The following is a 20,005-nucleotide window of genomic DNA, read 5'->3' as shown; positions in this document are numbered from 1 at the left end:
TTATGGGATTAATGTTGTTCTCCTGTATTGCCACCGCCACCGCCGCCGCCTGTAGTAACCGTAGCAACAACGATCATTACCTTGGTGATCTGTTGACCCGTAAGATTATCTGTTATAGTAGCTTTAATGGTATATTCATGAGTACCATTTGAAAAGTTAGAAAAACCAAAGCTTGTACCACTTCCTGATCCTAAAGCATGAGAAAGATTAATACTGTTATATGCTTTCCATGAAATCTGACGTGATCCCGAACCTCCTGTTAAACTAGTAATGTTAAACGACACGCTTGGGTTAGTCCCAGAAATAGAAGTATGAGACTGACTTGTGTTTGCCACCATACCAGGATATGATTTAACAACAGGAGCATTAGCACCCCATTGGTAATATCCGTTTTCTAATCCTCGATCCACCAATCTGAATTTAACTGTATACGTTCCTGAATTAGGGAAATTGTACGAAAGTGTTGTTCCTGTAGCACTTTGTTGCACATCATTAATAAACCATTCGTATCCTTGAAGACCTGTTCCTCCTCCAATACCTGAAGCAAAGAATGTCGTCGTTGTTCCTTGTACAATATGTGATTTGGAAGCGCTTACATTAGCTGCAGTTAAAGGGTTATAAGCATATAGTTTGCGTATAGCACTGTTTACAGTTTTTCCACTTGTGTTATCAATAACTTTAAAATATACATTATAGGTTCCTGCTGTACCAGGGTTGTATACCAATGTAGTTGCTGTACTGGTTTGTTTTACATTGTTTACATACCATTCGTATCTCAGATTCCCAGTGCCTCCCCCAACACTTGAGGCAGTAAAAGTTACATTGGTTCCTTTTACAATATTAGTATAGTTTGCACTTACAATAGGGGTAGTAATAGGAGGATAGGATACCACCACACTCATCGTTTTACTTACTCTATGTTTGGTTTGCGTATTATAGGCAATCACTGATACCGTATATGTTCCTTCACTGGCAAAGGTTTTGGTAAAACTTGTAGTACTATCACATTGTTCTTGTGTGCCATCTACAGACCAGGTATACAGATCTGCTCCCTCACTTCCTGAGGTATTAGCTGTAAAAGTAACAGCTTGATTGGGTTGTATTGCACTTAAACTTGTACTAATGGTCACATCACCCAAAGTAGTCGTTTGTTCTCCCTGGTAATTATAACGTATTTGTTGCACGATATGCTGGTCATCATCTAATCCATATGTTAATCTATTAAATTCGTCATACTGATAATACCCCGTATATCCTTTAGGGTCTGTCATACTAGTCACCCCAACAAGTGGATCATAGGTATAACCGGTTATTTGAGCATCTGCAAAATATGTGTCTCCTCTAAGGTCTTTAAACAAGTTACGCATAGTTACTTCTTCTGCAACCGTATCTTCTGTATTCGATGCCGTTTGCAACTGAGTGATTAAAGAACTTGCTGTAGAAGAAATCCCTGTATAACTAGCATTAACAATCTTAACAATAGGTCGAGTGTTATTATACCCCCAAACGTACATAATATGACTTCTATCGGCTTGTGAAACTTCTAACGGATTTCCTTTGGCATCATATTTATGATAGGTAAGACGAGGCTCTGGAGTATCAGTCCCTTTGGCAACCTTAGTAATCCCAGGTAGTAGAATCCCATTGCCCCAATCCACAAATTCTGTAGTTTGAGTAGATAATACATCACCTGCTTCTATATTTTGGATTTCTATAGGAGTTGTGATCCTGTTTTGAGTCACCAGAGCATTGTTTACTGTACTATTCTTATCATAAGGATAACTATAGTTTGTTGCAACGGTAGCCTGATTACTAATTGTAGTGGTTTGTGTTTTTAACTGCCCATATGGATCATCATAGGTATAGGTAACATCCTTGGTAATGGTTTTACTATGATGAATTTCTTCTTGTTTTGATGATGTAATAGGATACAACTCAGAACGGTTTACATATCGGGTCCACTCAGAATTATTAACTCCAGATGTAGACGTTTGTAAATTTCCATCGGCATCAAAGACATATCTAACCTTACCTGCTTTTAAGTTAAACGAATTTAAATGGCTTAACGCTCCTAAATGCCTTTCTAATTTATTGTATATATTGGTTGTTATTCCATTCACATCATACGCACTTGCATTTTTGATATAGGATTCTTGTTTTTTCACAAGTCCTTTTCTCCAGTTACTTTGCTCTATCGGAGCATAAGGATAACTTTCTTCCAGATTTTTGGTTCCCGAAAAATAAGAACGGGTTTTAAGCATTTCATTTGCATCTCCTACCAATTGCTCTTCTACAGTAGTATATAATACCGGGCTACCAATATAAGTACTTAACGGAATCGTACTTGACGAGGATCTTTTGGTAAGATTACAGTCCATTTTTGCTCTACCTGGAGGAGTAAGATCCGGAAGGTAATGATAGGATTCTTTGTTTACAAATACAGGTTTTGAAAGGTTGATCCCCGAAGAAGTGATCCCATCTTCTTTCATATATGAATATCGTTTGGTGGTATGCCCTCCCTGACTGTCATAAGAGTTTACTTCTTTGATTCGTAGCCCTCCAAAAGGGATATTAATCACTTCTGGTTCTGGAGGAGGGGTTCCCGAATAGTATTTTAGCTGTACATTAGCTACAGCTCTTGGCGTTCTATCTGGATTTGATGGTGCAGCTATTCTTTCTAACTGAACAACCAGCTCATAATCTCCAGCTTCCAGGCTATATAATGTTGGATCCTGTTGTTTGGTAACCGGTTCTTGTTCTGCCGAGGAAGCTTCATATTTATAATTACATATTCCTTGTCCCGGGCAATTTGACACTACACCTCCCCCAACTTTTTTAAGTTCTACCAAAGCCAGAGAATATCCCATAGAAGTGTGTAAATAATAGCCTAAACTAACTTTAATATCTCCACCACCTGGAAGTGCTTTTGGAGTAAAAGGAATGGTAATAGTTTTATTGATGTTTTCATTTAAAGGATACCTATCAGAAGTGATTACTGTATCTATCTTTACATCCAAACGAGCTTCACTACCAATTTCTCCTGTATCCAGTTTTCCAAACACCTGGTTTTGCTCATAGATAAACTCTGAATATCCTTTGGTAGGATAATGTATCTTTTTTAAAGCACCTTGACGAGTACTGTTAAAATCAGGAGATCGATTTGAGTTTTCTGAAATCAAACTCCCTGTATTATTGGTACTACCACTGTAATATCCCCAATAATCTTGTTTGTAATAGGCAATAGTTGCAGCAGGACTACCATAATATTCGAATCGATAATAACTTTGTTGTTGTGAGGCAGTTGTTCTTCCTCTATCTATTGCTGTTAGAAGTTTTCGGGTTGCAGTTTTATCAGTATACGTTAACGTATATGTCATTACTTCTTGTCCTATAGTATTCTTTATCGTTACCGCATCAAGTGATGTTGGGTTTTTATCAATATTAACTGCAGTATAAGTGGTATAATTAAAGGTTACCGTTTCGGATGGGGTAATGATTTTATTTACTAATAACCCTTCAGTAGTATTATCAGAATAAGAGTGAGAAACTCTGTTTAGACTTTGTTCTTGTATACACCGTGTATATTCTGGAGAATCAATATCTACAATAGTCCAGGCATCAGAATATGTTCTTTGTCGTACCGTATAGTTTTGATATTCGAAAGTGATGGTTTTTGTATTAGGAAGCACTATTTTGGTAATTACCCAGGCAGAAGGGTATATCGTTATGGTCGGTTCTGTAGCGCTTAAGGTTTCAATCTCTGTAGTTTCCTGAAGTTCAAAAAAGTAATTAACTCCTGCATCATCTATCAATTTAAAGCCTTTAAAATTACCTTGAGTTCCAAACAAACGAGTAAGCTTATAATTCTTATAGGGTGCAAAAACAGCTTCACCATTATGGTTAAAATAAAAAGTAGCCGATAGAGAGCCTACACTAATCATATATTTATCAGATTCTGTATCCCATTTTCCTGCCGCAGATTCTCGTATCAATAATCCAAGCTCTTCTGGGGTCATATTTTGAGAATCGGTATGAAATTTATGTACTTTTTTTCCTATTTCATTTGGCCCAATATATCCAAGCTGTGACTCATCTGCAAGGCCACGAACCTGTCGGGTGATCATCCCTTTACCAGAGAAATCCCAACCTAATCCAGTAGCTCCGGGAAGCTCATCTACCATCAATCCAGAATAATTATAGGATAAAGAAATCGGCAGGCTAAAACCTGCTTCATTAATGGTATGTAATGGGATAGTGTGGTTCATTCTTCCTGTAGAAAGATTGACAGGAATCTCTCCATACTTTCCTAAACTAGCTGCTTCGGGAGAAGTAGGAAAAATCTTTGGTGGTTCTGTGGGTGGTTGCCCTACTTGAGCAAGAATTGTGAATCCTAAAAGTAAGAATGTTAACGTAGTGATAAGATATTTCATATAAAAGTAATTAATGACCGATTTCATTTTTCACTGTGCCAAACCCACAATTAAAACCATAACGGATCAGTCCGCCAAGGAGTTAAAAACTATAGATAAAAACACTTTAAATGAACTTATTTTTTGTCATATTAGTTAATTCTTATTGCAATATTAAATCATCCTAGTTCCATTTTTCGGGACTGACAAAAAAAATAAAAGTTTTTTTTAGAAATGAGATGGAAGGGGTTTCAGGTATCTGGTATCAGGTTTTGGGTTAACCGTTCTCTTAACTACCCTATAAAAGGAGTAATGATATTCATAACGATATTGGTTGATGATTGTCTGGAGTATGATGCTTCCGATATCTAGCCTTCGACTTCTGGTATCTAACTTATTTTACATTTATTAAAAGATATCGGCATATTTCACAGACATTTAAGAAACAGATTGTTTTCCTTCAATTCTATAGTTTTCTAAATTAGAAAAAAGAATAAAATACATATTAATAGTAACATCTTTCTTACGTTATACATATACATATAACAATTGAACTAATCTAAAATCTTTTCAAAATGGAGAAATATAATATCTTCAAAAACATAAAAGCGTTATTTACATTTTTAGTAGTTTTTCAAAGTTTTTGCACCACCACTATTGCGCAAACAATAGCAGTAGAACCCTCTGCATTATCAAAGGCAGATATTGCTTTATCCATGAGGTTTTATGATTATCTTAAAATTATTCATCCTAATTCCATTCAACCGGCTGTAGATCATAGTGAGTGGATACCAATGGCTTCAGCATTTTATGCAAATCGATTGCTTTGGACTTATAAAAAAGACTCAACTAATTCTAGACCTGATCCAGCCAGTTTTTTTCAGGAAGCTTCGGGTTTAAATTATCCTTTTCAATATGCTATGCCTTTATACATTCCTTGGGATGAAAATAATCCAAGTTCTATGGTAGCAACCAATTTATGTGATTTCCCTACTCGTGGAAGTTGGGAGGTAGGTTGGTCTGTAGCAAGACCAGATGTGAACTCTGATTTATATTATAATTTCCAATTAGATAGAGTTAAAAAACTTATTGATGAAGGTAATATTTCTTTCCAGCAAGATAGCCCATCTATGAATGAGGAATTAGTAGGTTTAGGGGGTTCTTTCTCTACTGCTTCAATGAATAAATTTAATCTCTGGCTTCAGAACAATTTGTCTCCATCTCAAATAACTGCTTTAGGGATTGCAGATTTAAACACTTTTAATTACAAAGATCATTTATTAAACACTTTAAATTCAGGTCTTGATGAACCTTTGTGTAATGAACAGTTTATAGCACTAGATGAATCCCCTGGCACCTTAAAATACTACTATCGAGAGTTTCAAAAGTGGGCTACGATTGATTTTTATACCAGATTGCATAATGATATGAATACGTACATTGGCAATAAATATCCAGGTAAAAAAGGAACTTATTCTGCCAATAATCTTGCAGAAAATCATTGGTTAAAAGGTTCTTTCGATTTTTGGGACACAGAAGTATACCCTTCTCCTAATGGCAACAGCATTGCTTATGATATTATTAATCACGCACGATTTTCGAGGTCTACCCACTATACTGCTACAGGCAATGAGAATACAAGTGCTATTACTATAGCTAGTACAGATCTATGGACAAACCAGGTAAGTGTAGCACTTGGTTACGCTACCGGATTAGTTATGATTGCTCCCTGGGATGTTTATTATTCCTCCTCCTCATCTCGTTATTATGGAGACCCGACGGATTTTACAAATCTTTTTTCTTTGATACGAAATAACGAAACACTATTTAATGATTATAATACGATTGAAGAGCATGTGCATGTTTTTGACGGATATGAACAGATCAAAAGTAAAAGTCTATATCCTAAAGAAAACCCAGATCGTGTTTTCATAAAATTATTAAAGAATAGCGGGCCTCAAAATATTCCTAAGCATACAAAGATAAAAATTGGTGAAACTGTTTTTAGTACCTCTGTCTCGACAGGAGTAGGACAAATTTATCTTCCATTAAATACATTAAATAGTATTAATGTTGGTGATAAAGTTTGGTATATCGAATTTCCTGATGGCACACGTTATTTTGATGACACTAATAAACTAAATTCATCATATAATCCCGACATAGATATCACTTCGGGATTGGTAACCCATGTGCTTTCAGAAACAAGTCCAAATCGCACAACACTCTACTGGACTGATGCAACAAATGGAATGACGATTCCTAAAAACAGTAAAGTTATTATCAATAACAAGATATATACAACAACAGTTCACACAGGAGTAGGAAACATATATCTACCTCCTAATACCCCAATCGATGTTGATGAACCTGTATGGTATATCGAAGATCCCGATGGTAATATCATATATCCACAAGAAAAACCCTATGTTATTACAGCAAGGCAAAAAGGTGATTATAAAGCTTCAGGAACCATTACCAATGTTATATCAGAACCAAACCCAAACCGAACAACAGTTCACTGGACCGGTTCAAACGGTTTGACAATCCCAAAAGGAAGCGAGGTATTGATCAATGATAAAATCTATAAAACAATTGTTAACACGGGAGTGGGTAGTATATACCTACCAGAAAACACCCCTATTAATCTTAGTGATCCTGTCTGGTATATAAAAGACCCTCTAGGCAATATTATTTATCCCGAGCCTTCATCGGGTATTGTAACAAATGTACTAAATGATCCAAATAATAACCGAACGATCATACATTGGTCTGATGCCAGTGGTTTGGTGATCCCTTCTGGAAGTAAAGTTTTGATTAATAATGAAATCCACACAACAACTGGTCTAAGTAATGTTGGTAACATTTATCTTAAACCTAATGCATCAATAAATATTGGCGATCATATATGGCATATTACAAATCCAGACGGAACAACCATTTTTGCAGCACAAACGTATAACAACCCTATTTTGCATATCATTAATCTAACAAGATCTTCTAAAAAAGTAATAGTAAAAGTAGCAAAAAATAGATTTTCTCCCTTATTCGATAAAACAATATCACCAGAAAATCAATTACTTGTAAATTCTGAATATTCAGATATTGGAAGCCATTATTTATATAAAATTAATAACTTAAATATGTGGGCAATTCTCGCTCAAAATTCTGTAAATGGGTCTTTAAAATCTAATACAACATCAAACACAGAAGATGTATCAAATATTGATAATAGTGTCGTTATATACCCTAATCCTAATAGTGGTGAATTTATGATACAATTAGATCATACCAGCAATTCAAATATAAAAGTGTTTAATAGCAGAGGACAGAAAATCTATGCTATCAACACTATATCTAAACAAGTACAAATCGACTTATCTAAATATCCTAAAGGTGTGTATTTTGTGAAAATAAAAACTTCTGATAAAGTATATGCGAAAAAAATAATTCTGAAATAATTCTAAAAGATTAACCTAACCTATTTCCCTTCAATTGTATAACTTTATAAATTGAACGTATACCGATTTTTGTATCGCATTACCCTTGCTCTGTATGTAGTTTGATGCGCAATGCGATATAAAAATCAAAAGTAATGGCCCGGGTAACGGCGTGATCATCCAGGTTAATTTTTGCTGCATATAGATCTACGGTATCATGATACCACTCCCACAAAGCATCGGTTCGGGTTTTAAAACCCATTAGTGATAATATCGCCATGCCCAGTTCTACACTAAAAAAAGAAGTGTCGAAACCTATCGCGGCCAATTGATTTATAAATCGGGTACCTAATAATTCGTTTTTAATAAGATATAGGATCAAATCCTGCTGTGTAGATAGCTTAAATTTCGGAAAAATCTGAGTGTCTAGATCTATTTTCATCTGCTTATAGTTATGGTTTCCTTTGATTGTACACCAGTATCTTATATACGAACTGGTATTAGATAATTTTAGCATAGTTTCCGGCCTTTGCTAAAACACACATCGGGAAAACCAAATGCATGCCAAGTGCTATCTTCTCAAAAGAAGCGGATATAAGTGTACTCGACTTGTAAAGAGTTTAGAACGTATGATCAACCATACTATGACTTTCTCTTTATACATAACAGGAGCATTTCTCCTGTCTTAACTATTAAACTAACAGATTTACAGGATTGCCAGGTAGGATGTGCAATGTAGTCCTGAAAAAAGAATACCTTAAATCTGTAAAAAAGGTATTGTATTTAATTTGTTGTGCATTTAAAATTTTTGAATCAAAAAAGCGTCTATTCGAGTGTTTTGTCGTAATGAAATGAAGACAAAATGTATCGAGAATAGCTTTTTTCACCATGTTTTTCCCAAAAGCACAATGGGTATTATTTTTTATTTTTTTATTGTTCTGCGATATTCTGCTTTTTCTTCTGCAACTTTAAGTAGTTCTTTAGAACAACCTATCTCATACATATGCTTTGCGAGTTGATCACTTGCATATTCGTCTTGTAATTCTTCTATACTAAGATCAAAAACCTCTGCTAATCTAGAAAGTTTCTTTTTATCAAAATCGCGTATCCCATTCTCTATTCTGCTTAGATTTGCAAAATCTATATCTAACAGATCTGCCAGCTGGGTTAGGGTAAGCCCTTTTGTTGTTCTAAGTATTTTGATATATTCTCCAAACGTTTCTTTCATTCATTTGTCAATCTTTGACAAATTTACTCTTTTTTTTAATCCCATCATAACAATAGATTTTATTTTTTTGGGATACCAGTGCTAAGAAACAGATCGAATATCCTGCACTTGTATACAATCTAATAATTTGTATACGGTTTTAAGATGTCCTATCATTCTTTTGTCTGTGCTATGTATTTCTACTTTGCTTAATATCCCCAGGATCCCATCTTTATATACTTCTAGTTCTTTTTCTCCTGTAAGCGGGATCTTAATATAGGTCTGGCACTTTTTTTGGTTGTTATTCATCATTGTTTACATATGTTTATGTAGATTATATACACAATATTACCTAAAATCGGTATTAAATCAAAATATTGTACTTAAAATTATTATTTATGTACTCTTTTTTTATATTTATATACTGAAAATAATGACAATTGAACATGACAAAACTTGGAAAATATCTAGACAACAGATCGATAAACAAGGCTAGTGTCTCTAGGAAAACTGGTATTAACAAAAATCGATTAAGCGAGCTTTCTAACAATTTCTCTACAAAAATTAAAGCAGACGAATTGTATCTTATTGCTTTAGCTATAGAAGTAGATGCCTGCGAACTGCTCGAACATGTTTGTGGGGATTTAAAATTGAAAAAAGAGCGTAAATAAATGTGCCCTCCATAGATTAAAAAATAACAATACATGGAATATAAAGGACATATATCCTTTATATCATTGTTACCACCAATTATGAAAAGAATCCTTATAATATTAATTGTTTTAATTTGTAATCAATCTTTTAGCCAAAAAAAACTTGATGTTGATATTGATAAAGGAATTGAATTATATCAAAACGGAGAAGAAGATAAAGCACTTAAGGTTTGGAAAAAAATCGAAAAGAAAGCTGATAATCCATCTTCAACTTACGGAACAACATTAGGAAATATTTTATATTATTACATAGAAAAAAATGACGAAAAAAACATCTTGAAATACTACCAAAAAATAATTGACTCGGATTTAAATGATAGAGACAAAAATAGCGAAATAGGTAAACCTTATAAAAACTATCGTTATCACGCAACAATGAGGTTAGCTAGCTACTACGGAAAAAATAAAAAGTTTATAAAAGGTTTAACCTATGTAGAAAAAGCTGATAATAATATCACGTTTGAGACGACTTCATTAACTTCATTTATATATCAAAAAGTTGACTTAGCTTTTTGGAAGTATCGTTTTCTTAATGATTTAGGTCAAAAAGATAAAGCAGTATCTAAATTAATTAAACGTGCTTTTGAATACGATTACAAAGAAATGTACTCAAATTGGGCAACGGTTTCAACTAGCAACGATGAAAGTGAATTATCCGAAACAATTTGTTCTGAATTTAATGATTTAAAAAAACTCAAATCTGATATAGACAACGGAATTGAAAATTTGACGTTTGACAAAGAAAATAAGATAATTGGATTGAAAATTAATGGAATTGATTATCAAATAAACTTGCACTCAGAATTGACCGATCTTGAAAAATGTAAACTATATATAAAGGATTCTTTCTTTTATAAGTATTTGACTGAAAAAATAGAAAAGTAACTGGAGGTAACACTATATATAGCAAATAGGGCGATTAGTGTTTAACCGAAAAGTCATTGTTTATTTGCAAAATTGCCAAATCTTTTGATTTGGTATTAAATAGAAAAATTAAAACAAAATAAAAAGATTTGGCTTGTGGCTAAACCGAAAATAATTACTTGTTTTCTGCCCAACTTGCCATATATTTAACGTTATGTGCAATTATGACAAATGGATATTAAAAACCTGAATACGGAATCAAGTCCGTTAAGTGATAAAATAGTTAAGATTGGAAAAATGCCATTCAAACTATGGCTTGAATTTGAAATTTCGAGCCCTTGGGATGACCGAGAAAACTATTTCGCAAATATCGGAGTTGATACATTGGATGGAAGAAGTTACGGGATTAATGTATGGACTTACAAATTCCTTGAAACTTCTATTAAAACAGATAAAGAAAATGGAGAAAATTTAAATGGACTTTATCAAACACCTCCAGATCTTTTTGTAAAAGAATTAACAAGAGATTGTATCGAAAGCACAATCGCTGATTTGTTGGATAAAGGGAATTTGGAAGATCAACTTAATATGTCAATTTTCGGACTTAACTTTCTTGAACCTTATTGGGATGCAATGGAAATGGAAGATAAGCTTATTCAAGCTTTAACGAACGAACTTAAACTTGAATTACCTAATAATCATCTATTACGAAATGCGAATAATGAATTGATTGCAAGAAAAACTAACAATGATGACATAGTACTCGAATTAGAAAATGGAAATATTGCAGTTGTTCATTTGACTTGGAAGGCTAAAAAAGAAATTGAAGGATATCCAATAACAAGAATTTATAAAGACAAATTGGACTTTTGGAATAGAGAAATGAAGCAAGACATAATAGAATTTAAAGAATAAAAAAGCTGGTAACACTGTATATGAAATCATAGCCGCCTATCGGCAGGCAAACGCAACATACAAGAAACGTTAGCTACAATTAAAAACACAATAATAGAAATATGAGCTTTTTCAAAAAAATATTTGGTTCAAAAGAAAATACAGAATCTGAACGAGAAACTAAAAATGAGAATAACTTAGAGTCTTTTAAACAAGTTCCCTGGATGACAGATTTGAGACTTGAAAATATATCTATTTGTCTTGATTCTGGATTTAAACCAGCTAGCTCTTTACCAACAGAATTTGATCGAGAACTAAGACCTTCAATTGAAATCGCGCAAAGATTAAACGCTATAAAAGCATTAGTTCTTTGGTTAATGGTTCCCCAAGACAATTTAGAAAGTGATAAAATTCTGACTTTCATAGACAAAAATAATCTTAAGGATTTTATGGACGAAGAAGAAAAAGAAATTCTCAATACATCAAGAGATGATGAACAAGCAAGAAATTCTATTGGATGGAAATTCGAAAATGCTTGGTCTTTAGCTTGGTTTTTTGGATATAAAGAGCCTGATATTACTGGGCAAATGATGTCGGGAGATCAAATGCAAGATATTTTGAAAGACTTTAGTTGTCCTATAGACGAAAGTGTAGAAAATTGGATTAAAGATAAAGAAACTCTGTCTGAAGAAAAGTTGATGCAAAAAGAAGATTTATTTTATTGCCTACATAATGCAGTAAGAAGTGCTCAATTAGGTAGTGAAACAGTCCCCAATGGTTTTGATCCAATGGGAAATGGAGGTGTAATTCATGAACGAAGACATTCCTTAACTTGGATGTTATCTAAAGGTATAAGTTGGGAAGAAACTGATTTAAGCACATAAAATAACTATAGCCAACACCGTGTAAAAAAATTGCTGGTAAAAGCCTACTTACGAAATTAGTTGACTAATCATACACAATCCCGTTGTGTAGCATAAAACAAAATCCTCTGCTCCCGCTAGCGTCTCGCTAGTGGCATTACTGTTTAGATAATTCAAATAGATACCCATCACTATTTTTAAAATAGTATGATTATAAAACAGTATCTTAAAAAATAAGAAACGGCTTAGGAAGGTGGTTTTTATACTCAATAATAATTACATTTATCAAGTAAACATAACCATACATAGAATATAAAGGACATATATCCTTTATTCCGCTGTTACCAATAATTATGAAACAAATTTCACTCTTCCTCTTACTTATTTTTCTCTACTCCTGTAAATCTGACACTAGAAACTCAAATGCAGTTGAATCTCTTAAAAAGGAATTCACGGAAATGGAAAAACAAAGAGAAAAATTGGAAGAAAAATTAAAACATGATGATAGTCTTCTTTCTGAAATTCAAATTCTGATTGAAAAAAATAAATTTGTTCCTGACGTTACTATTATTAACGAAAAATACAGTCTAAACCCATTTGAATTACAAAAACCTATATTAAAAAACCTTCTCGAAAGCCAATATTCTTCTGTTGACACAACATTATTTAACAATAGGCATGTTGACAATCAAATTGACACAGTTTTCACTTTCAACTATGGTTCATCCTTTATAGAAATTTATAAAAACTCTAGTGAGGAATTTATCAAAAATGGTTTTTCAAATTCGGATACTTTAAACCTTAATCATGGTTTGAGATATGGAATGAGTAAAACTGACTTTTTAAAACTGTTATCCAATATCGATTCTGTATCAAATTCACATAATAACTTTAGAATTCAAAACTCTGAAATAGTACAAAATGTGGATTTTAAATTTGTAAACGATAAACTGGTATATATTCATTTTGAGGGCTATTCAGACTAAAAAACTATTGGTAACATCATATATGAAATCAGAGCAAAGTTTAGTGTTCGATCGAAAGGTTTTTTCCTTTTTGCAATGGTGCTAGATTTTTATAAATTGAATAAGAAATAAAAATGCGCAGATAAATCAATTGGTTTAGGCATACTTGCCTTGCTCCGATTTATACATTAAGCGTTGTGTGTCATTAAAATCAAAATTATGGGAAGGTGGATGGAAGCATTAAATAAAAAAGAAGAAGTTGTGTTTGAGGTGGCTCCTAACTTTCTTATTTATTGCTCGAGACATTTACCAAAAGATATCAGAAATGAATTCCCAATACTCTTAAATTTAGATCTCAATTCAAACAAATGGATAGACGAATTACAAACGTTTAAAACGGACAAAATATCTGAACTGAAAAACGAAATTGAACGAGTTCGCAGAATACTGAACAAAGAAGAGTTTACACCTAATTTGAATACGGAAAAGATATTAAAATACTGGACTACAGAAGAGTATGATTTGAAAGATATAAATGATGATATAAATATTTTAAAATCCTTCTTCAAAAAGTCAATCAAACAAGGTCTAGAAGTGAAAATTTATTTGTAAAAACGATTACACAACACGATATCTGTGATCATAGCTGATTAATGATTAATCGATTGGTCTGTTTATTTTTATAATGATGCAACGCTTGCAAAAAGCAAAAGTTACCAACCAATGCGCAGAAAAATTAAAAAATAAGTAACGGCTTAGGAAGGTGGTTTTTATACTCAATAATAATTACATTTATCAAGTAAACATAACCATACATAGAATATAAAGGATATATATCCTTTATATCATTGTTTTTGGTAATTACATATCACTTCTAAATTGTACGCCATAAAAATATTTTCACAGAAAACAGTATGATGTTAATATTATTCCGTACTTACCTTTGTTTTAAAAGTCAGCCACTATAAAATATAATAATGAAAAAAACAGTAATATTTCCAATAGTCTTTTTTATATCATATAGTATTAGTTCACAAGAATTTATGAAAAAAGCCCAATCAAAAGAGGGGTTACAAAACAATAACAAATATCTAATCATAGAACAAGCGAAATTTGGAAAAGCATTAACACTGTCGAGTGATGAAATTTTAACAATTAGCAATAAAGATGATTTAATAGAAATAGAAATTACAGATTATATACATGAATGGGGATACGATGCACCTCCCGAAGATCCCAACAGGAATTATTTTAGTGATGTACAATATGCTTTAAAAGTGAAAGTAGAAAATGTTATGAAAGCAGAAAATGTTGTGAAAAATTTCTGGGTTTCTAGTTCTGAGCTGGAATCGAAGGGTAGTTTTTCTATTGACTTAGCGAGTTATAATGTCTTAATTCTATCAGATAGATTTGGCCATAAATCATCTTTAATAGAGATGATAATTGATGAAAAAAAATAAGTAATACCTTAGAAAGTTTTTACACTTAATAATAAGAGTTTGATACAAGATTAAATTTAAAAATAAACATAGATGTGATATAAAGGATATATATTCTTTATTCTATTGTTGTAGTGCATTAAGACAAATGAGAATACAAATTTCATTAATAATATTAGTTGGATTAATCCAATCCATTTCTGCACAAATCGGAAATGATAAAGATGTGATTGTCGAAAATGAAGTGAAATCTTCTTTTGAAAAACACTGCTTTTCAGGTTCAAATTCTAGTTGCACTGCTATTTGGGAAAAATACGATAGACACGGAAACTCTATAGAATGGAATATGGGAAGGCTAGGGACTATTTATAGAAACATTTATGACAAGAAAAATAATAAAATTTTCACTCTTTGGGTAGATAAAATAGATTCTACTCAAATAGATTCAATACCCTATGTCTATGACAAAAACAATCAACTAATTCAAGACGGAGAAAATAAGTACAAAAATCTTTACAACAATAAATATCAACTAGTAAAACAACTAAGTGAAAATCAAAACAATGAGAAAAATATAGTTCGTAAGACAAAAACGATAGACTGGACAAGTTTTGACAAAGTAAAAACTGAAATTGTTAAAACCGAGATAATCCAAACCAATAAAGAAACGAAATATAGAAAATTAAAAGTCTATTGTAAAGAATATGAATATGATAAGAAGAATAATCTTTCTAAAGAAACTCATTACAAAGATGATGTTGTAACAAACACAATCATTTACAATTATGATCCATTAAACAGATTAGTAGAAAAAATAGAAAGAAATATTTCCCGAATCGAGAGTATCAATAGTAGGAAATATGGTAATCGCGAAGACATTTCTGAATTAATAACAAAAATATCATATCATAAAAACGGGTCTATAAAAGAAAAATACACTTATTTCAGCGACCCCTGTATGGGTTTGGACAATCATTTTTTATACAAACATTTTTATCTTGAGAATGGATTATTGGAGAGAGCAGATGTTTCTGAAAAAAATAATTTAGTTTTCACAATTAGTTATGAGTATGAATATTTTGAATAATAACGCACGCTAACAATGTATAAGAAAACATAGGGCTTAAGCTTAATCTCCACTCTCGCTAGTGGCCCCGCTCCCGTTAGCGTATCGCTAGTGGCATTACTGTTTAGATAACCCAAATAGATACCCATCACTATCTATTTTTAATAGTATCTTAAAAAATAAGAACGTTTTAGGAGGTTTTTATACTCAATAATAAGAGTTACATTTAGCAAGTAAACACAATCCCATACTTCAACTCTAATGAGTTGAAGTATGGGATTGTTTGTTAAAAATAAATGGTGATTGTGGAAAACCACAATGTATGTAAAAGTAGATTATCGATATTGCTCGATATAAGATTGAATTAAAAACAATCATACATGAGATATAAAGGATATATGTCCTTTATATTATTGTTGTATGCAAGTACTGAGAACGTAAATAAAAACCAATAATAAAATGAGTGATAAAAAATGTAGTTACCTAGCAAACACTGAAAATGGAACCTACTTATTCATAAGAACTTTTGATGGTTCAAACTGGGGATCGATTTCAAAATTAAGAATGGGTGAAGGAGACAACTTTAAAGGTTGGAGTTGGCATGATGATACTGTAAGTTATATTGCACGTTTAGGAGGCAATACAAATCTATACATAAGATCTTTTGACGGTATAACTTTTGGTACAGCAACGAAAATTAAAGTTGCAACTAATGACAACTGGAGAGGTTGGTCATGGGATGGAAAGACAGCAAGCTACATAGCAGAAATGAATGGTAGCACTAACTTATACATAAGATCTTTTGATGGTCAAACTTTTGGTGACCCCATGACTATTAAAGTTGCAGAAGGTGATAACTGGAAAGCTTGGAGTTGGGATGGAACTACTGCTAGTTATATAGCAAAGGTAGATGGTGCACTTAAATTATTTATCAGACCATTTAATGGACAAAATTTTGGACCTTATCAAGAAATGATATTTGTAGATCAAGAAGTTAGAGCTTGGCATTGGTAAAAATAAACCAGCATACAACACTGTATATAGCAAATAGGGAGTTCAGTGTTTTAAGAAAGTTCAGTGCTATATACCTACAACGCCAAATCGTTGATTTGGCTTTTAAAATGAATAAGATAAAAACAAAATACAACGTTTTGGCTCGGTGCAAACTTGAAAGTTTATCGCTTTCTACAGCCCTACTTGCCATATACTAATCGTTAGCATCAATTTAAAAAGATCAGCAAATATCCATAATTTAAACAACACATACTATGGCTATAACTAATAATTCAATCGCCTACATTGGGGTAACTACAAAAAAATATTCGCCAATAAAGGCTGCCCACCACTTCAAAACAGTAAAAAAAAAGGTCCCCTTTTTATGGGGTGATTCCGTTTGGGTAATTAATACAAATAGTAGTAAATCACGCATAAGTGCAAAAGGACACATTCTAGATGTTCCAACGAAAGACCTTACAGACAAACCTATCTTTTGTCTATGGCAGATTGATTGTGGTCAAGGAGATGCTTCATTGATGCGTTTTCCAAATGGGCGTGTAATGATGATTGATGGCGGGCCCGGACCACTTATGAGTAATAGCCCTGCTATGGCTCCTGCTTTTCTGAGATGGATGAGGTTTGTCGATCAATCTTGGAGAGACGAATTTCTAAATCAAGAAAGCCCATTTGTTATTGATGGTCTTGTTTGCAGTCATCCTGATTATGACCATTTCGGTGGATTCTTAGATATGATTAATGACATTAAGCAAGGAACTTTTAAAATCGGTCAAGTCTATCATGGAGGATTAGGTCGTTTTGATGGTGATATATCTGAATTCTCAAATAACAAAGGTATGTCCGAACTCGGGCCTGTAAAGGGTACAGTGTCTCCTGAACTATATTTAACAACCTTACTTGATGGATTCTCAGATGTTCGTAAATACTCTCGAAGGACAACTAACCGAAAGTGGAAACTAAAAGGAACTTATGGAAAGTTACTTAAAGAGTTAGAGAAAATGGATGGAAGTGGAGTGGATCATATGCAACGTATTCATGCAGGAATGGGAAAATTACCTGACTTCGATGCGGGTGCTGATTGTGCCGTTAAAGTACTCGGGCCAATAGAGGAAAATTATAGAGGTCAACCAGCTTTGAGGTATATCGATGGCATGACAAAATCAAAAATGGCTAAACCTTCCTTAACACGTAATGGAATCTCAATCGTACAACGAATTGACATAGGTAAAGTTCGTATCTTAATGACTGGGGATCTTAATTTTCGATCTCAAGCATTATTGTTGAATAATATTCCAGCAACAGAATTTAAATGCCATATAGGTAAAGCATGTCATCATGGATCTGAAGACATATCGACTACTTTTCTCCGGGCAATGTCACCTTTAGCTACACTTTTTTCAAGTGGTGATAACGAAACTCATGCACATCCGCGAGCTAAAGTTCTTGGTATGGCTGGTGCTTTCACTCAACCTTTAACTTCTGGTGTTTCAGAATTTTTAGGACTGTCCGAACCAAAATATAAAGCTCCATTAATATACTCAACTGAACTTTCACGCTCTGTTACATTGTTTGAGCCAGATAAACTGACAAAGGATGATCGAACCATAAGGGGAGCAATACTGTCAAGTAAAGGAGCGGGAGGTAGAAAAGGCCCGAAGATGTCTATGAATGATTGGTTGTTAGCAGATAACCTAATCTATGGACTTATAAATGTAAGAACAGATGGTGAGCGAGTTGTAATCGGTATGCTTAAGGAAGGAGAAGATGCTGGTTTTCAAATAGAATCATTTAAAGTTTAATGTATAATAGATGAATAAATTGAAAACTCCCGCTAACGTCTCGCTAGTGGCATTACTGTTTAGATAACCCAAATAGATACCCATCACTATCTATTTTTAATAGTATCTTAAAAAATAAGAACGCCTTAGAAAGTTTTTATACTCGATATATGAGTTTGATACAAGATTAAATTTAAAAATAAGCATAGATGTGATATAAAGGAAATATATTCTTTATATCATTATATCATTGTTACCAGCAATCACTTATTGCATCACCCTATATTAATAATCCAATTCCACCTTAACTAAACCAAAAGTCAGACTGAATTCCAGTGGTTGGTAAAACATTTATATAAAAACATACATAGAATTATGATGTATTGAAAAATTATATATATTTGTTCTATGTATTCAAAAGAACTACTTAAAGGGACTCTCTCCGCAATTATTCTGAATTTACTAGCGGAAAATGAAAAGATGTATGGTTATCAAATGTTTCAGCAAGTAAAAGAGCTATCGGATGGAAAAATTTTACTTAAAGATGGTTCATTATACCCTGCTTTGCAAAAAATGACTAAGAATGGCCTTCTTTCATACAAAGAAGAGTATATAGGAAAGAGAGTAAGAAAATACTACTTTCTCACCACCAAAGGAAAGGTGGAAAAAGTACGATATCTTGAAGAATTGAAAGACTTTTTGGCAACTCTTAATAAACTTGTTTTTCCTGAACTCAACATTACATGAAATTAACTTCTGATCAAGAAAATATTATTAAGTCCTTCGTTGACGACCAAGGACTAAAAATCAAAACGCTTAGTGATGATATTACAGATCATTTATGCTGTGTTGTTGAAAGTCAGTTGGGAAAGGGTAAATCATTCGAAGATTTGTTAGATAAAGCCATAATAGATTTAGCACCCAACGGATTGATTGAAATTCAACATAAAACTTTTTTTTTACTTAACTCTAAACGAATAATATTTATGAAAAAACTAATGTATTTAATTGGATTTATTGGTTCAATTACTCTGACAGCTGGAGTAACTTTTAAGTTACTTCGAATGCCTTTTGGTACAGAATTATTTACTGTTGGCTTCTTGACTCTCCTCTTAGTTTTTGTACCCCTTATAGCCATTGACAGATATAAGGTCTCTTTATCCAAATCAATTTCTGTGAAATTGAAAATAATTTTAGGAATTATAGCTGCAATTATCACAGGTCTTTCAGGCCTATTCAAGTTAATGCATTTACAAGGAGCAGACTTATTATTGATTCTTGGGGCATTTATATTTGGATTTGGATTTCTACCTTTCTATTTTTTCACAATGTATAAGAAATCAGTATCTTAAA

At 32.8% G+C, this 20,005-nt stretch carries 17 protein-coding genes; 13 read left to right on the top strand and 4 right to left on the bottom strand.

Features of this window, described 5'->3' with window-relative positions; translation table 11 throughout:
• Positions 1 to 8: 8 nt before the first annotated feature.
• Positions 9 to 4,430, bottom strand: a complete 4,422-nt coding sequence (locus NNH57_RS17835) for a PKD domain-containing protein (RefSeq protein WP_108808161.1) — start codon at positions 4,428 to 4,430, stop codon at positions 9 to 11.
• A gap of 554 nt (positions 4,431 to 4,984) precedes the next feature.
• On the opposite strand from NNH57_RS17835, the gene NNH57_RS17830 reads away from it, so the two are divergent.
• Entirely contained in the window at positions 4,985 to 7,870 is a 2,886-nt protein-coding gene (locus NNH57_RS17830) for a T9SS type A sorting domain-containing protein (RefSeq protein ID WP_108808162.1), read from the top strand.
• A 79-nt stretch (positions 7,871 to 7,949) separates the two neighbouring features.
• Here NNH57_RS17830 and NNH57_RS17825 read toward each other — a convergent pair whose 3' ends face one another.
• The 3 genes from NNH57_RS17825 to NNH57_RS17815 all read right to left on the bottom strand — a co-directional run bounded on the left by NNH57_RS17825 (position 7,950) and on the right by NNH57_RS17815 (position 9,368).
• Positions 7,950 to 8,291 carry a hypothetical protein gene (locus NNH57_RS17825; RefSeq protein ID WP_132065912.1) on the bottom strand — a complete coding sequence of 114 codons (342 nt, stop codon included), beginning with the start codon at positions 8,289 to 8,291 and terminating at the stop codon, positions 7,950 to 7,952.
• Positions 8,292 to 8,771: 480 nt separating this feature from the next.
• Positions 8,772 to 9,077 carry a helix-turn-helix domain-containing protein gene (locus NNH57_RS17820; protein ID WP_074405773.1) on the bottom strand — a complete coding sequence of 102 codons (306 nt, stop codon included), beginning with the start codon at positions 9,075 to 9,077 and terminating at the stop codon, positions 8,772 to 8,774.
• Positions 9,078 to 9,158: 81 nt separating this feature from the next.
• Positions 9,159 to 9,368 (bottom strand): hypothetical protein, encoded by a 210-nt coding sequence (locus NNH57_RS17815; protein ID WP_132065910.1) that lies wholly within the window; start codon positions 9,366 to 9,368, stop codon positions 9,159 to 9,161.
• Between the two features lie 134 nt (positions 9,369 to 9,502).
• Here NNH57_RS17815 and NNH57_RS17810 point away from each other — a divergent pair, with 134 nt between their 5' ends.
• The 12 genes from NNH57_RS17810 to NNH57_RS17755 all read left to right on the top strand — a co-directional run bounded on the left by NNH57_RS17810 (position 9,503) and on the right by NNH57_RS17755 (position 20,004).
• Positions 9,503 to 9,727 (top strand): helix-turn-helix domain-containing protein, encoded by a 225-nt coding sequence (locus NNH57_RS17810; RefSeq protein ID WP_074405775.1) that lies wholly within the window; start codon positions 9,503 to 9,505, stop codon positions 9,725 to 9,727.
• 33 nt (positions 9,728 to 9,760) lie between these two features.
• Complete coding sequence (locus NNH57_RS17805) at positions 9,761 to 10,654, top strand: hypothetical protein (protein ID WP_082994714.1); 894 nt, start codon at positions 9,761 to 9,763, stop codon at positions 10,652 to 10,654.
• A 276-nt stretch (positions 10,655 to 10,930) separates the two neighbouring features.
• Entirely contained in the window at positions 10,931 to 11,548 is a 618-nt protein-coding gene (locus NNH57_RS17800) for a hypothetical protein (protein WP_175392654.1), read from the top strand.
• A gap of 101 nt (positions 11,549 to 11,649) precedes the next feature.
• On the top strand, positions 11,650 to 12,411 hold the full coding sequence (locus tag NNH57_RS17795; RefSeq protein WP_074405778.1) for a DUF4272 domain-containing protein: 762 nt from the start codon (positions 11,650 to 11,652) through the stop codon (positions 12,409 to 12,411).
• A gap of 437 nt (positions 12,412 to 12,848) precedes the next feature.
• A complete protein-coding gene (locus NNH57_RS17790) occupies positions 12,849 to 13,376 on the top strand; it encodes a hypothetical protein (RefSeq protein WP_074405779.1) in 528 nt (175 codons plus the stop codon).
• A 210-nt stretch (positions 13,377 to 13,586) separates the two neighbouring features.
• Positions 13,587 to 13,967, top strand: coding sequence for a hypothetical protein (locus NNH57_RS17785; protein WP_132065906.1), 381 nt, complete (start codon positions 13,587 to 13,589; stop codon positions 13,965 to 13,967).
• A 365-nt stretch (positions 13,968 to 14,332) separates the two neighbouring features.
• Positions 14,333 to 14,815, top strand: coding sequence for a hypothetical protein (locus NNH57_RS17780; RefSeq protein ID WP_074405781.1), 483 nt, complete (start codon positions 14,333 to 14,335; stop codon positions 14,813 to 14,815).
• 127 nt (positions 14,816 to 14,942) lie between these two features.
• Positions 14,943 to 15,881, top strand: coding sequence for a hypothetical protein (locus NNH57_RS17775; protein WP_074405782.1), 939 nt, complete (start codon positions 14,943 to 14,945; stop codon positions 15,879 to 15,881).
• Positions 15,882 to 16,319: 438 nt separating this feature from the next.
• On the top strand, positions 16,320 to 16,874 hold the full coding sequence (locus tag NNH57_RS17770) for a TolB family protein (protein WP_108808163.1): 555 nt from the start codon (positions 16,320 to 16,322) through the stop codon (positions 16,872 to 16,874).
• Positions 16,875 to 17,128: 254 nt separating this feature from the next.
• The gene (locus tag NNH57_RS17765; protein WP_108808164.1) at positions 17,129 to 18,673 is read left to right on the top strand and encodes a ComEC/Rec2 family competence protein; all 1,545 of its coding nucleotides are present in this window, start codon (positions 17,129 to 17,131) and stop codon (positions 18,671 to 18,673) included.
• 387 nt (positions 18,674 to 19,060) lie between these two features.
• Positions 19,061 to 19,399: a PadR family transcriptional regulator gene (locus NNH57_RS17760; protein WP_074405783.1), complete on the top strand. Its 339-nt coding sequence runs from the start codon at positions 19,061 to 19,063 to the stop codon at positions 19,397 to 19,399.
• A complete protein-coding gene (locus NNH57_RS17755; protein WP_074405784.1) occupies positions 19,396 to 20,004 on the top strand; it encodes a hypothetical protein in 609 nt (202 codons plus the stop codon). The genes NNH57_RS17760 and NNH57_RS17755 overlap by 4 nt, the downstream gene beginning before the upstream one ends.
• Position 20,005: the final 1 nt, after the last annotated feature.

It is taken from the genome of Aquimarina spinulae (genome assembly GCF_943373825.1).
GTDB classification, from domain to species: Bacteria; Bacteroidota; Bacteroidia; order Flavobacteriales; family Flavobacteriaceae; genus Aquimarina; species Aquimarina spinulae.
This window is presented reverse-complemented; position numbering and strand designations above follow the sequence as displayed.

Coding starts and splice junctions, on each gene's coding strand:
- NNH57_RS17785 (WP_132065906.1), top strand. CDS start 13,587: ATGGAAGCATTAAATAAAAAAGAAGAAGTTGTGTTTGAGGTGGCTCCT.
- NNH57_RS17765 (WP_108808164.1), top strand. CDS start 17,129: ATGGCTATAACTAATAATTCAATCGCCTACATTGGGGTAACTACAAAA.
- NNH57_RS17805 (WP_082994714.1), top strand. CDS start 9,761: ATGGAATATAAAGGACATATATCCTTTATATCATTGTTACCACCAATT.
- NNH57_RS17775 (WP_074405782.1), top strand. CDS start 14,943: ATGAGAATACAAATTTCATTAATAATATTAGTTGGATTAATCCAATCC.
- NNH57_RS17830 (WP_108808162.1), top strand. CDS start 4,985: ATGGAGAAATATAATATCTTCAAAAACATAAAAGCGTTATTTACATTT.
- NNH57_RS17820 (WP_074405773.1), bottom strand. CDS start 9,077: ATGAAAGAAACGTTTGGAGAATATATCAAAATACTTAGAACAACAAAA.
- NNH57_RS17770 (WP_108808163.1), top strand. CDS start 16,320: ATGAGTGATAAAAAATGTAGTTACCTAGCAAACACTGAAAATGGAACC.
- NNH57_RS17815 (WP_132065910.1), bottom strand. CDS start 9,368: ATGATGAATAACAACCAAAAAAAGTGCCAGACCTATATTAAGATCCCG.
- NNH57_RS17790 (WP_074405779.1), top strand. CDS start 12,849: ATGGAAAAACAAAGAGAAAAATTGGAAGAAAAATTAAAACATGATGAT.
- NNH57_RS17780 (WP_074405781.1), top strand. CDS start 14,333: ATGAAAAAAACAGTAATATTTCCAATAGTCTTTTTTATATCATATAGT.
- NNH57_RS17795 (WP_074405778.1), top strand. CDS start 11,650: ATGAGCTTTTTCAAAAAAATATTTGGTTCAAAAGAAAATACAGAATCT.
- NNH57_RS17835 (WP_108808161.1), bottom strand. CDS start 4,430: ATGAAATATCTTATCACTACGTTAACATTCTTACTTTTAGGATTCACA.
- NNH57_RS17760 (WP_074405783.1), top strand. CDS start 19,061: ATGTATTCAAAAGAACTACTTAAAGGGACTCTCTCCGCAATTATTCTG.
- NNH57_RS17800 (WP_175392654.1), top strand. CDS start 10,931: ATGCCATTCAAACTATGGCTTGAATTTGAAATTTCGAGCCCTTGGGAT.
- NNH57_RS17825 (WP_132065912.1), bottom strand. CDS start 8,291: ATGAAAATAGATCTAGACACTCAGATTTTTCCGAAATTTAAGCTATCT.
- NNH57_RS17810 (WP_074405775.1), top strand. CDS start 9,503: ATGACAAAACTTGGAAAATATCTAGACAACAGATCGATAAACAAGGCT.
- NNH57_RS17755 (WP_074405784.1), top strand. CDS start 19,396: ATGAAATTAACTTCTGATCAAGAAAATATTATTAAGTCCTTCGTTGAC.